The sequence below is a fragment of the Pseudoalteromonas sp. S1727 genome (assembly GCF_005886375.1).
Classification (GTDB): Bacteria; Pseudomonadota; Gammaproteobacteria; order Enterobacterales; family Alteromonadaceae; genus Pseudoalteromonas; species Pseudoalteromonas haloplanktis.
In genome coordinates this window covers 1-12,301 of the sequence record NZ_PNDT01000038.1, presented here as the reverse complement: position 1 = coordinate 12,301, position 12,301 = coordinate 1, and the positions used below count along the sequence as shown (strand labels likewise).

The 12,301-nt window shown below is 40.4% G+C and carries 13 protein-coding genes; 11 read left to right on the top strand and 2 right to left on the bottom strand.

The genetic code is table 11. The features are described from left to right. The first annotated feature begins 24 nt into the window (after nt 1-24). Both CWB85_RS10680 and CWB85_RS22635 read left to right on the top strand, forming a co-directional pair. Nucleotides 25-234, top strand: a complete 210-nt coding sequence (locus CWB85_RS10680; RefSeq protein ID WP_138554868.1) for a hypothetical protein — start codon at nt 25-27, stop codon at nt 232-234. A gap of 970 nt (nt 235-1,204) precedes the next feature. Further along, nucleotides 1,205-1,471, top strand: coding sequence for a hypothetical protein (locus CWB85_RS22635; RefSeq protein WP_212748235.1), 267 nt, complete (start codon nt 1,205-1,207; stop codon nt 1,469-1,471). Here CWB85_RS22635 and CWB85_RS10665 read toward each other — a convergent pair. Then, a complete protein-coding gene (locus CWB85_RS10665) occupies nt 1,464-2,288 on the bottom strand; it encodes a hypothetical protein (protein WP_138554866.1) in 825 nt (274 codons plus the stop codon). The two genes, CWB85_RS22635 and CWB85_RS10665, sit on opposite strands and share 8 nt — an antisense overlap. 496 nt (nt 2,289-2,784) lie before the next feature. Here CWB85_RS10665 and CWB85_RS10660 point away from each other — a divergent pair, with 496 nt between their 5' ends. Then, nucleotides 2,785-3,537, top strand: a complete 753-nt coding sequence (locus CWB85_RS10660) for a sulfite exporter TauE/SafE family protein (protein WP_138554865.1) — start codon at nt 2,785-2,787, stop codon at nt 3,535-3,537. Nucleotides 3,538-3,598: 61 nt separating this feature from the next. Here the strand turns inward: CWB85_RS10660 and CWB85_RS10655 are convergent, their stop codons facing one another. Further along, nucleotides 3,599-3,943, bottom strand: a complete 345-nt coding sequence (locus tag CWB85_RS10655) for a mannan-binding lectin (RefSeq protein ID WP_016708955.1) — start codon at nt 3,941-3,943, stop codon at nt 3,599-3,601. A 392-nt stretch (nt 3,944-4,335) separates the two neighbouring features. Between CWB85_RS10655 and CWB85_RS10650 the strand changes: the two genes are divergently transcribed. From CWB85_RS10650 to CWB85_RS10615, 8 genes are all read left to right on the top strand, one after another. After that, entirely contained in the window at nt 4,336-4,851 is a 516-nt protein-coding gene (locus CWB85_RS10650; RefSeq protein ID WP_138554864.1) for a GNAT family N-acetyltransferase, read from the top strand. A 73-nt stretch (nt 4,852-4,924) separates the two neighbouring features. Continuing rightward, on the top strand, nt 4,925-5,212 hold the full coding sequence (locus CWB85_RS10645; protein WP_138554863.1) for a DUF6916 family protein: 288 nt from the start codon (nt 4,925-4,927) through the stop codon (nt 5,210-5,212). Nucleotides 5,213-5,221: 9 nt separating this feature from the next. Continuing rightward, entirely contained in the window at nt 5,222-5,746 is a 525-nt protein-coding gene (locus tag CWB85_RS10640; protein WP_016708958.1) for a phage tail protein, read from the top strand. A gap of 12 nt (nt 5,747-5,758) precedes the next feature. Continuing rightward, nucleotides 5,759-6,289 (top strand): phage tail protein, encoded by a 531-nt coding sequence (locus tag CWB85_RS10635; protein WP_138554862.1) that lies wholly within the window; start codon nt 5,759-5,761, stop codon nt 6,287-6,289. An 11-nt stretch (nt 6,290-6,300) separates the two neighbouring features. After that, nucleotides 6,301-6,840 (top strand): phage tail protein, encoded by a 540-nt coding sequence (locus tag CWB85_RS10630; protein ID WP_138554861.1) that lies wholly within the window; start codon nt 6,301-6,303, stop codon nt 6,838-6,840. Between the two features lie 129 nt (nt 6,841-6,969). Then, nucleotides 6,970-8,142 (top strand): S8 family peptidase, encoded by a 1,173-nt coding sequence (locus CWB85_RS10625; protein WP_138554860.1) that lies wholly within the window; start codon nt 6,970-6,972, stop codon nt 8,140-8,142. A 55-nt stretch (nt 8,143-8,197) separates the two neighbouring features. Next, nucleotides 8,198-9,367: a TIGR03032 family protein gene (locus tag CWB85_RS10620; RefSeq protein WP_138554859.1), complete on the top strand. Its 1,170-nt coding sequence runs from the start codon at nt 8,198-8,200 to the stop codon at nt 9,365-9,367. Beyond that, the coding region (locus tag CWB85_RS10615) for a beta strand repeat-containing protein (protein WP_138554858.1) at nt 9,364-12,301 on the top strand (2,938 nt) is incomplete at its 3' end. The genes CWB85_RS10620 and CWB85_RS10615, both read left to right, overlap by 4 nt.

The following is a 12,301-nucleotide window of genomic DNA, read 5'->3' as shown; positions in this document are numbered from 1 at the left end:
TTTCATATATCAATGGCTGAAGCTATGAGAGCAGGTTATTGTATTGGCGTTCTTAAACAATATATAAAGCAACAGCATAATTGTCCTAACTTCTATCAGTCGAATAGACAACAAGGTGGAACTCGAAAGTGGCTAGGATTAGCTAAAGCAGAAGCTAAATTATCGATTACAAGAAAAACCCTCAAAGAAATAATGTTCAATGAGTTAATTGAAGAAGCATCATGCAATGCCTAGTGGTTTAACTATCCTCGATGCAATACGTTACTTATTTGGAATTGATGTTGCCAAAGAAAGTCCATACTTAAAAGACAAAGCTAATTCTTTAGTACTTTATAAGCTTGTCAAAGTTAATACTGAGAAAGTTATTCAAAGAATATTTAGCTGAAGGGCAGTTTGGTGAAATAATTCTTTAATGGGAGTTGCTCTTAGTAATCAAAACGCAGTTCAATTTATTGATGACTTGGCAAGTGAGATGGATCTTTACAATGTCAGGCTTCTCAACTCCTTTGCTATACTTTCACAGCTTGCGTTAGGTAAAAACCTGATTTTGCTTCATGCACTCCTTACTCTAACTCTACTGATAACTTATTTTGAGCTTATTTGAATAATTATATTAACAGTGCCTTGGCGTTATCAAACCAATTAAAGACTAGTAATAGTGGTGTTAAACAACTTATTGAACATGTCCATATCCAGCACAAAGAGGCTGAGGAATTTGATGATTTGTTAGATTATTTTCAAAAAATGTAATTATTTTTAAAATAAAGCTTTTTAGTGCATTGCACTAGGTGAATCTGTGTTTGTCAGCAATAAATGGAGGTTCACATGAAAAACATTAAAGATCTAACTATTAGCTGTTACATGACTGAAGGCTGTAATTTTCGTTTTGGCGCTAGCAAGCAGTATTATACGTCTATAAACAAAGTTGCTTTTTAGGACTTTGTTAATGAAAAAATATAGCAGTAACAAAGATATAAATATGCTGGTGCGTATCTTGTTGAAGAAGAAAGGGTGGTCTATCAAACAAGGTAGGCACCCAAGACTAATCACACCTTCAGGTATAAAAATAACAGTGCCAAGCACCCCTAGTGATTGTAGAGCGTTTAAAAGTTTCAAAATGGATATTCGACGATTGAAGGAGCTTTAGCAATCGCTGAAGTTCCTAAAATCGAATTTACTTTTTTAACCTTCAAAGGAGACTCTTATGTCTAACAACAATCACAAAGCTAATCAAAATAACGGTAATAAAGGTACTTCAGGTAATAACCCTGCGTATCAAAAAGCGCAGGATAATCGTGGTAATCAGTTAAACCCGAATAATCCTAATTACCAAGGCAAAAAAATAACGGAGGTACATTGGGTACGGCTTTATAGCCGTACCTTTTTCATCCAGAGCAACTTTCGTATTACTGGCAATTTAGTAAAGGGAGGCGGCATTAATACCAAAACCATACAAAGGCCTATTACCTAGACTCATAATACTCTTTAACCGCAGATGAGGTTTTTGGCGGCCATACTTGGTTTTTCATGTAACTATTGAAGTTAGAAATCCATTTTAAAACGGCTTCAGAGGTTTCGCTAAATGGCTGGTTTTGTGCCCTTAGTGTTGATGTGTTTTGTATGTGCTCGTTTAATTTATCTTTTATCATTTTTGCAGCACGCGCTTGGCTATGCTTTGAATTCATATAGTTATTTTCGTATTCCCTTAAAACAAAAAATACAAGCTCTTTTTGTTTATGGGCTTTGTTTTGACCACCTTGCCTGCCGCGTTTAATAGCTTCATCATTTAAATGTTTAAGCCCGCCTATTTTTTCAAGTTGAATTTGTGTTTGCTCGCGAATCATAATTTCAATTCGCTTTGCTTTTATAGCCAACCCCAAGTTTGGAATTCCCAGCCCTCTAAGTAAATCACCCGCATAATCAAAAATGTCTAAGTTATTATGATTAAGTTCATTTGCACCTAGCTTTGCGTCAGCTTCACGATACTCTTCAATAACTTGTAGTATCGTACTTTCTTCTTTTACAACGACTATTGAATCAGTTTCTACGTGCCCAAGATAAGTTGTTACAGCGTAATTAATGAATTCATCAACCATTTTATTAAAGACGTTTGTTGCTGCTGTTAAATTATCGAGTTGTTGTATTTCCTTTACTAAATAGTTTTCAAGTTCATCCCGCACTAAATTTGTAAAAAAGGCATCAGGATTTTCTATATCTAAAGGGTGAACGAGTTGACCATCAATATAAATACTTTCAATTTCATTTGCAGTTGGTTGATCACTTGTCATAAAAACACCTCATTATGAAAAAATACACGGTTTAAAATCGCTGTAAAAAGCATAAATATTGCTTTGAATAGGAACAGCATCTATAATCTTCGAACATACACGATAATATACAACTGCTGAAAGTATTATTTGTTATTTTTCATTTGGTTAAAGGGCTTCAGACGGCGGTTCATATCCCTTTCCGACAGCGAATTGGTAGTACCACAGCCAGTACCATAGTATGAAATTTAAAATATCGTTATCTCTTTAATAACATAGGGTTATTTGGTTGGTTGGGCTTCCCCCAGCTCCACCAATATCGGTTTTTAAATTCGTTGATTTAAAAACCCTAAAAAACCCGCAAATTTGAGTAATCAAGTTTGCGGGTTTTTTTATGTCTGTTTTAAAGCGGTTATGTATTCAAATGGAGATAGCTGTTAGCTCTTTAGGTACTCGTAACTTGTTTTGTCTCATGGTAACTTTGCTAGCATGTTGTTGTATTGCAAAGTTGTGCTACATGGAATTTTTAGCTGGTGATCTATTAACGCCGCTCAGTGCGGTTGGGCTTATTGTTTTATCGGCCATTACGTCGATGGTTTCGGCGGCTTTTGGTGCTGGTGGCGGCTTGATGTTGTTGGTGGTGATGGCGTCGCTATTACCTATGAATATTGTAATTCCGGTGCATGGGTTAGTGCAGCTGGGTTCAAATGCTAATCGCTTTATGTTGACTTTTAAGCACCTTGATAAAAGTATGTTTGTGTATTTTTCGCTCGGTGGGATTATTGGTGTGCTTGCGGCGTCGTCGATTGTGGCGCATATCCCACTTGAATTGATGAAAATTGTAGTGGCGGGGTTTGTACTTTATTTATTGTGGGGCGTGACGCCAAAGCTACGTGAAACCTCAAAATTATGGCGTTACATGGCGGGAGCTGTCACTACATTTTTATCGATGTTTGTAGGTGCCAGTGGCCCGTTGGTAGGCAGCTGTTTGTACGTTAATAATTACGAGAAGTTAAAATATACCGCTACTTTTTCTGCTTGTATGAGTGTACAGCATACTTTTAAAGCCATTTTGTATGGCTTTGTGGGCTTTTCGTTTTGGCAGTGGTTGCCTTTAGTTACCTCAATGATCATCAGCGGCGCGCTTGGCACTTGGCTTGGTTTACAGTTATTACAGCGGATTTCTGTGGCTAAGTTTAAAGCTATTTTCCGTGCGGTCTTAACCTTACTTGCGCTGCAACTGGCATGGCAGGGGTTGCAGGCCTTCTAATCTGAGGGCAGTTAAAGCGCTATAAGCCTAGGTTTCATAGCGCTTTATAAATTCTAACTAATTAAAATTTATATTCTATTTCAATCACGCTCATCACGCCGTTTACGATGGTTTTCCACTCGCCGGTAAATTCTGCACCATAAGAAGCGGCGATTGTTTTACCTATTTTTTGAGCTTCATCATTGCTCCAAAGTGGGCCAGCTAATACTGTGGTTTTGAATGAGTTACTGCCAGTGTTTGTCACTTCAAGCTCAACTTCAACAACGCTCATTTGACTCTCTACTACTGTATTCCATTGGCCTGTCCATTTACCTTGATGTGCTGCGGCAACGGCTGGGGCTTTTTCTTCAGCATCTTTTTGATCCCAAATAGGACCTGCTGGGATATTCACTTTAAATGTAGCCATAAATTTCTCCTTAAATTGTTTATTTGAATAGATTGTGAGTTGCAGCTAAATGCTTTACTCGTCAAGGAGTATATGGGAAGTGACAGGCTTTTCTATTACACATCATTACAGGCGGTTGGGGGAGCGATACGAGGCATTGGCAATAGCAGTAAGGTTTTATATGTCCGCGATGGCGTACCTTAAAGCACTGTTGTTACTGTGTGAATAACAACGGTGCTTCTCTGCTTTGGTTGGATCGCAACATAACTCGCAGTGGTGTAATGCTGTGTAATGTTTTTTTTGTTAAATGCGTGTAAAGCTTAAGTTCAGTTTGTTACTCAACGTTTTTATAACTTTATTTGCTACTTCGTTGTTTACAGTCTCTTTGTTAGAAATTTAGAAAGGACATAGTGATGAGTCATTTTTCTATTCCTGATGGATTAAATATTCGCCCATCCAAGCCTAGCGATGCTGCATTTATTCGGCGTTTACATTCTGAGGTGCGTCAGGATTTACAGCAGATCAATGCGGATCAAGACTTTATCGAATCGATTGTTGATATGCAATTTAAAGCACAAACCGAGGGATATGGCGAAAAGTTTCCTAATGCAATGTACTTCATTATTGAAAAACACCATCACCCAATTGGCAAAGTAACCATAGATTTTGGTGTTAATGAAGTGCGTATTATTGATATTGGTTTTATTAGCCAAGCGCGAGGACATGGTTTTGGTGCGGCAATTATTCAGTCATTTCAGCATGCAGCCGCTGATTCATGCACTCCATTAACACTGACTGTTGAGCAAAGTAACGTTGTTGCTAAAGCGCTTTATTTACGCCTTGGTTTTGTAAGTGAGTCGGTTTCAGCACCTTACGAATTTATGATTTGGTATCCCGCAGTGATGAAGAAATTAGTGGTTAATTACTAATTTAGTTTCGCTGTTTTGCAAATGAAAAAGTTTAAACCCGTAATGCAATTGCAAGTAGTAAAAAGGAAAGGTAATGGAAAAGTTTAATTACGACAATTTGCTTGGCATCGTTGGTTCTAAGGCGAAAGTCAGTGCTGAACAGGGGGGAACGGAACTGACCATTGATGCTGTTGAGCGCACGAGTTTGCATGGTAATCAGTGGGATGCTTTTTGTGTCGTTATGAAAGGCTCTGAGGACTGTCCGTTGATGCAAGGTACTTACACGCTTAAGCATGACGCATTTGATAGTGTTGAGTTGTTGATTTCACCCAATAGTTCAACCGAATATGAAATTCATGTATCGAGAAAAATAGCAAATTAGGAGAATGTAATGGCGGATCCATTTATGTCTGAAATAAGGCCTTTCGCTTTTGATTTTGCACCTAAAGGGTGGGCTTGGTGTGATGGGCAATTGTTAGCAATCAGTCAAAACCAAGCTTTGTTTTCATTACTTGATACTCAGTATGGCGGTGATGGGCGAACTAATTTTAAATTGCCAGATTTACGTAGCCGAGTGCCTGTTGGCATAGGTAATGGCTATGATGCTGGCATGACGGCGGGAGTGGAACAAGTAACGCTTACAACGGCAGAAATACCCGCTCACAGTCATTTATTAACAGCCACTACGGATGATGGCGTTAATCCACCAATTTTCACTAACAGAGTATTTTCTAGAGCTGTTGATGCACCAGGTAAAGGGGATCCTAACATTTATGGTGCAGCAACAAATCTAACCGCATTTGCTGAAAATATGGTGTTAAATACCGGAGGTAATCTGCCTCATACGAATGTTCAACCAACAGCAGCAATTAACTTTTGTATTGCATTGGTTGGCGTGTTTCCTAGTCGAAATTAATGGAGGTTGATTATGGCAGAGCCTTTTCTTGGTGAAGTAAAAATGTTCGGAGCAAGTTTTGCTCCTCGTAACTGGGCTTTTTGTAATGGGCAGTTAGTGGCTATTGCGCAACAAGATGCGCTATTTTCTTTACTGGGTACGACTTATGGGGGCGATGGTCGTACTAGCTTCGCATACCCTGATCTGCGAGGTCGATTACCGGTTAAATATGGCCAAGGAAATGGTTTGTCACGTTATCGACTAGGGCAAAAAAATGGCACAGAAAATGTCACTTTAACGTTGATGAATGTACCAAGTCATAGTCATCAGTTGCTATCAAGTACAGAGCCTGGAACAACACAAAGCCCAGAAAATAATGTGTTTGCTCCCAGTCCGAGCAACGAAAATATATATTACTCTGGTAACCCTACTCAGCCGCCTCAGATGCTCGCAGAACAGACGGTTCAAGTTTCAGGGCATAGTGCAGCACACTCCAACATGATGCCCTATACCTGCATTAATTTTATTATCAGCCTTGCTGGTATTTACCCGTCAAGAAGTTAGGAGTTGAGCACATGGCAGAACCATTTATTGCAGAAATTCGTATCTGGGGGAGTACTTTTAACCCTCGCGGTTGGGCAGGTTGTGACGGCCAAACAATTGCTATTAATCAAAATACAGCGCTATTTTCATTGATCGGCACTCTTTATGGGGGCGATGGTATCTCTTCGTTTAATTTACCTGATCTGCAAGGTAGATCTCCTATGCACTTTGGTCATGGACCTGGTCTATCAACGAGAATGGTGGGTGAATCAGCTGGTGAACAGCAGATAACGCTAAATCAAACTGAGTTACCTCAGCATAGACATTCATTATTTGGCTATTCCGAGGTGGGTAATAGTAGTAGTCCGGCTAATAATCATTTAGCCGTTGATGTAGGCGCAGGCACAGGGGTAATACGTTATACCGCTGAACAAAATCAAGCTACCACCACTACGATGGCCAGTAATAGTCTTGGTAATACAGGAGGTAGCCAAGGCCACGAAAATAGACAGCCATTACTAGCAATGCGTTTTTGTATTGCACTAACAGGTCTTTATCCCTCGCGTGGGTAATTGTTACAGCAGTACTTACAAGTGGATATGAGTGAAAACTGTTATGCGTGATTTGAATAGAAATTAAACATGGCTTATTCCTATATTAGCCTATAGTGAAAAGGAGCCGTCTTTTACTCGGAGGATACTGTGATAATTGCGAAGGTGTTTTTGCTGCTTACTGTGCTTTTTTTGCATAACAAAGTATTGAGCCAGCAGCCCCAGGCCGTTTTAACGTTTGCCAATAATGGTGAGCGAGTGGCGTTGTATGGGCAATTAAAAGACACAGTATTGAGTGATATACACGGGCAATTATTTTCTCTAAATCAACGGCTAATTGTTAAGAGTAAATTGTCAGCTGAGCAAATAAAAAGTTTACATAAAGATATTCTAAACTTGCAAATATTGACTCAGCTGCGCGAGGCCAACATTTATTGGTTAACCTTAAAGCCTAATACCCTGCCCGCAGTATTAACGACCTTGCAAGCAATTACTGAGATTATTGCAGTACAGCCAGATGTTGCACCACAAGGAAAAAGCGCTGCCAGTCATCCATTTAATCAAACGATACCTCAACGGTTAGCACCGGTAGCTATAGCTAGACAATGTAAGACTCCTAAAGCAGTGCGAGTGGCGATTATTGATGATGGTTTTGATTTTTCACATCATGAGTTTAGTGATCTTAATGTTTTATTTTCCTACGACGTAGAAACAAGAGTTTTAGCAGCAACACCGCACAGTAGCCGTGACTACCATGGCAATTTAGTGGCGGGGCTTATTGTGGCGAAACAAGATGGTAGCGCAGTTGAAGGCGGGGCACCTGATAGTGAATTGATTGCTATTCGTCAGGTTACTACGTGGACCTCGTCGCTGATCATTGCGTTTAATGTGGCCAAACTTATGAAAGCGCAGGTGATTAACTGTAGTTGGGTTATGCCATTTATGTCGGACTTGGCAGTGACTGTGATTGATGAATTAGCTGCTATGCAGCACCGACCTTACATTGTTGTTGCAGCAGGAAATGAAGCGCGACCAGCATGTGAAGCTAATCACCTTACACAATTAGATTCGGTGATTGTTGTAGGAGCCAAAACGGCACAGGGCAAGGTGGCAAATTTTTCAAACTTTGGTCCGTGCGTTGATGTATTCGCTCCGTTTGGCGTAGTCACTACAGACCGTGATGGCTATCGTTTATTTGGTGGTACGTCCTCAGCTGCAGCGTTAGTGTCGGCATCGCTTGCACAGGCTTTATCGTGTGATGTGCAGCCGACATTACAGCAGCTTAATATGTATTGGAATAATCCTTTTGTAACAGCCAGTTAGCAAAACTTAATTTGAGTTGGTTGTTGGTGGTTTGGTATTTATCTATAGGTATAACATGGAAACACATGATAGGGAATCGATCGGCAGCCAGCAATCATTTGATTTTAAAAGTCACTATACAAGTAACTTGCCCTCTATTTTATCTCTTTTAGGGATCACCCTAGCAGTGACGAGTTACCAAGCACAGCGGCTTATTTTGTTGCGTACAGTTAAAGGTAAATTAGATACCAATTTAATCGCATTTCCTAGGCCGATGGGAATTTATGCTGATAAAAACCGTATAACGATAGGTACATTAAATCAGGTTATTAATTTTCAACGTAGTGACATTTCACTAAAAAGTGTGAAATCGGGCTATTTAGATAGCTTAGAAACATTGCCTGCGAAGCTGCAAAATCCAGAAATGATCGAGCAATTGCAGCAACGGACTGCACAACTCAATGCGATTAAACAAGCTGATTCGCTATTTACACAACGTGCCGCTTTAACTACTGGAATGATTAATATCCATGATATTGCATGGGGAAATGAGGGGCTATGGGTGGTGAATTCGGCCTTTTCATGTATCTCTAAATTGAACTCAGACTATAGTTTTGTTGCTTGCTGGCAACCACCGTTTATATCAGAGCTGGTGGCAGAAGATCGGTGTCATCTTAATGGTATGGCTCTATTGGCGGGCGAGCCGCGTTATGTCACAACGTTTAACCAAGCTAATCAAAAAGATGCTTGGCGAACATTCAATCAATTAGATGGCACTTTGATTGATATAAAAACGAATAAGATATTAAAAGCAGGGCTGATCATGCCGCACTCGCCAAGGTGTTATCAAGGCTTGGTTTACTACTGTGAATCAGGACGAGGCGAAGTGCAATCATACAACCCGAGTAACGGTGAAACAAAAGTGCTGTGTGTTTTACCCGGTTTTACCCGTGGAATGATTTTTTTTGGTGATTTATTAATTGTTGCGACAAGTAGAATTCGTGCGAGTAAACATCGCAATAAAATACCACTTGATGAGCAGTTAGGGGCTGAAAATAGTCGTTGTGGCGTATGGTTAATTGATGTGAAAAATGGCGAAATCATCGCCAGTATTGAATTTAACGGCGATGTGCAGCAGCTTTACGATATTGCTGTACTGCCAAATACCCTAGTACCAGAAATTATTCAAAGCTCAGATAGCCTAGCAAGCCACTTGTTTGAGTTTTATCAGGAGTCAATGACATGAATGTTGTGCCAGTAAAAAGAACCATATTAAGTGCCGTATTGCCGGTGTTATTAAGCGGTGGTGCATTTGCTTCTGTGGCTTCATCGCGCCGTAGTGTACGTATTAATAATATGGAAAGTAAATTTCAACCTTATGAAATAAAACAGCAAAGTAATAAGGTTAATCCATTTAATGCATTTGCCACTAGCAATAAAACAACAACACAAAATGCTCCAGCGAGTACTGCAGATAATAACGATGTTCAACAAACTATGGCGTTTTTGCGCGAGCAAGGTTTATTAAATACCTCGGTTACAGAAACAAGCATAGTGTCAGGTGATAGTGACATTAGTGCCAGCGATACAATGGTAAGAAAAGTATTTGCAGTTGATGATTATTGCGAATTACCAAACGGCTATTGCCTTACATACGTAACCGGAACCTTTAGCTGTAATATACAAGGTGGCACTTACGGGTTTTGTGGTACCCCAGCAACTGCGCCTGAAATTGATGTACTTGAAAATGGCAGTACTACACTCAGTGAGAATTTTGGTAATGTTGAGGCTAATGGTAGCTCTGCTATAACAAAAACGTTTTTAGTTAAAAATACCGGTAATGCCAACCTAACTATCTCTAATATAGCCATAACAGCTGGAGCGAGTCATTTTTCTGTTCAAAATGATGGTTGTGGTCCTTTTCCTGTAACCTTAGTTGCCGGTGCCTCTTGCAATGTAGTGGTTGCTTTTGCAACTACGTCGCTTGCCTCAGTGAGCGGTAATTTACGTATTACTAGTAATGATAGCGATGAATCAACGTATAACATCGCTTTACAAGGAACCGGTGTTGATACAACTGCCCCAGCCATAAGTAATGTAAGTATTGCAAATAGTAGCGCTAAAGTAGGTGATACAGTTACTGCAACAATTTCTGTCAGTAATGATAGCGACAATTATACAACAGGCAGTGGTGGAATTTCAGGCACTATTGCCGGGTATCCGGTAACCAATTTAAGTAAAACGAATAACTCGACCTATACCGCCCAGTTCACTATTACAGATGGTGGACAAGATATTGCTGCCGGCTCAAACGTGCCTGTTAGGATTACTTTGAGTGATTCTTCGGGTAATACCAGTAGTATCTATAACAATGCAATTGTACAGGCAAATGATGCTATTTACGCTAACTTACCCAATGTGAGTGTATCGACAGCAGATGGTAACCTAGGAGAAGACGGTGATACTGAGGTAATTTCGGTATCACTTAGTAATAGTTTGAATAATCAATGGCCTGTTGCGATTACTGCGGCGCTTGCATTTAACGACACTAATAATAGTGGTAGCGATCTGGATTATACAGTTGATAGTGCGTCAGTAACGATAAATGCCGGAAGCACAAGTGGTAGTGTGACTGCTACAGGTAAGCCTGACACATTTTATGATGCAGCTATAAACGAAAGCTTTGCGGTGACTCTTAGCTCTGCGAGCACTGGTACTATAACGGGCTCTGCGGCGACAGTGACAATCATTGATGCGGAGTCAGCCCCTGTGGTGTCTCTTGGCTTGAGTGATACTAACCTTACTGAAAATAGCGGTTCTAGTACGCTTTCGGCAACATTGAGTGTGCCGACATATGAAAATGTAACCGTTAATTTGGGGTATTCAGGAACAGCAACTTCAGGAAGTGACTATAATACACCTGTTAGTAGTATGACTATATTGGCAGGAGATATAAATACAACTACAGCTATAACAAGTATTGATGATGCTATCGAGGAAGGAACAGAAACGATTGTCATTGATCTGAGCTCCGTTTCAGGCGGCAGCGCGAGCGAAAGTGGTATACAGCAACAAACACTGACTATTTTAGATGACGATGATAATACCGCTCCTGTACTCGCCTTAGTCACTGCAGTGACTACACCAACTAACGATAGCACTCCGAACTTTATATTTTCTAGTAATGAAGCTGGCACAATTAGTGTTGCAGGAAATTGTGGTTTATCTAGCTCAACAACCGCGTCGCTAGGAAATAATACGGTTACGTTAACTCAAACAGACAATAACAGTGCACTTGTCGATGGCACTTACAATAACTGTAGCGTGACGGTTACTGATGCGGCGAATAATACCAGTAGTGTATTAAGTATCCCAGCATTTACGATTGATACCACAGCTCCCGTATATACATCAGTGGTACAAACTGGCGATGGCACTTATAAAGCGGGTGAGACCATTACCTTTAATTTAAATTTAGGGGAGGCGGGGTTAATTGTCACTGCAGATCTAACTGTGCTAGATAGCGACTTTAGTAGTTCTTCATCATTAACCGATAATAGTGATGGTACTTATAGCATTACCACCGCAGCACTTAATAGTAATGGTAATATGCAAGAAGGTAGCGCAATAGCAGTTACTTTTATCGCTACAGATCCAGCAAACAATAGCTTGAACAACAGTAGCCTGACTTTGTTATTAGATAAAAGTGCCCCAGTTAGTTTAACAATTAATACCCCCATTGAAGGCGACGATATTGTTAATGCGAGTGAAGACGACACTGTACTGATTACGGGGGCCGGGGCTGAAGCGAATGCCGCGGTTAATATAAGTATTGACGGAGTGAATGCCGCAACGACCGCAGATGGCAGTGGCAACTGGACACTCAGTGGGAATGAATTAGATATCAGTGCATTAAATAATGGCACATTAACGGTATCGGCAACGCAAACTGATAGCGCAGGCAATACCTCTGTCGCCGCTACTACCACGATCACCTTAGACAACACTTCGCCAACAGCTGTGACAATTAGTACCCCGGTTGCCGGCGATGACGTGGTAAACGCAGCAGAAGACAATGCTGTGGTGATCAACGGTGCAGGCGCCGAAGCGGGTGCTACGGTTAATGTTAATATTGGCGGCGTGAATACCTCGGTCACAGCTGATGGTAGTGGTAACTGGA